Origin of the sequence: Herbiconiux daphne (genome assembly GCF_024979295.1) — a bacterium.
Lineage (GTDB): Bacteria > Actinomycetota > Actinomycetes > Actinomycetales > Microbacteriaceae > Herbiconiux > Herbiconiux daphnes.
On the sequence record NZ_JANLCJ010000153.1, the window covers coordinates 1 to 1,045 of the forward strand.

The 1,045-nt window shown below is 37.0% G+C and carries 1 protein-coding gene; it reads left to right on the forward strand.

What is annotated here, in order from left to right; genetic code table 11:
- Window positions 1-82 precede the first annotated feature (82 nt).
- A partial coding sequence (locus tag N1032_RS23720) for a phage major capsid protein (RefSeq protein ID WP_259542838.1) occupies window positions 83-1,045 on the forward strand: 963 nt, incomplete at its 3' end.

Consider the following 1,045-nt stretch of genomic DNA (forward strand, 5'->3'; position numbering starts at 1 on the left):
GTTATTTAAGGCTTTACAAAACTTTCCCTATTGTCTATAATATTCACGAATTAACAAATAAAAATTTAAGGGAGTGCAAACAATGAAAGTAACTCAAGTCCATACTATTCTAGCAAGTGTTGTTGAAGAGATTACAGGTAATTCCGACCTAGTCTTAGAAGACTTATCAAATATTGTTGACGTTGGTAAAGCCGTATTTGACGCAACAAGCGTTGATAATTACGTGAAAAAATTGGTAAACCGTATTGGTAAAACTGATTTTGAAAACCGTGTTTATACAGGTACAGGCTCAAGCATTTTAAAAGATTCATGGGAATTCGGTTCTATCCTTCAACGGGTAGCCATGGAACTTCCAGAAGCGGAAGAAAACAAGTCTTGGGAATTAACAGACGGAACTTCTTATGACCAAGATGTTTTCCACCAACCAAAAGTAAGCGCAAAATTCTTCAACTCAAAAACTACTTTTGAAATTGCCGTTTCTTTCACTGAAAAACAAGTTAAGGAATCTTTCAACTCAGCAACCGAATTGAATTCTTTCTTGTCAATGATTTCTACCACCGTGCAAAATGCCTTAACTGTTTCAATGGACGCTTTAATTGAGCGTACAATTAATAACATGATTGGTTGCACACTTGCAAAAGGAATCGGTAGCGGAACAGCGGGCGCAATTACAATCGACTTAAAGAAAACAAGTCCTATTGCGGTTAACTTGTTGAAACTTTATAATGATTCTGTACCAACGGCGCAAGCGGTGAAGGCTGCTAACGCTTTGACGGATTTCCATTTCTTACGCTTTGCCGTGGCAACTATTAACCAATATCAATCACGCTTGACTAAGATTTCTGAATTATTCAACGTTGAAGGAACTAAAAAATTCACACCGTTGGCAAATCAAATCTTACTTGTTCACGCTGATTTGAAATCTAGTGCAGACGTTATTGTACAAGGGGATATGCAAAACCCTTCTTATACAAGTCTTTCTAGTAACGCTGAAATTATGCCTTATTGGCAAGGTACAGGGAAAGACTATGCTTTCTCTAATACT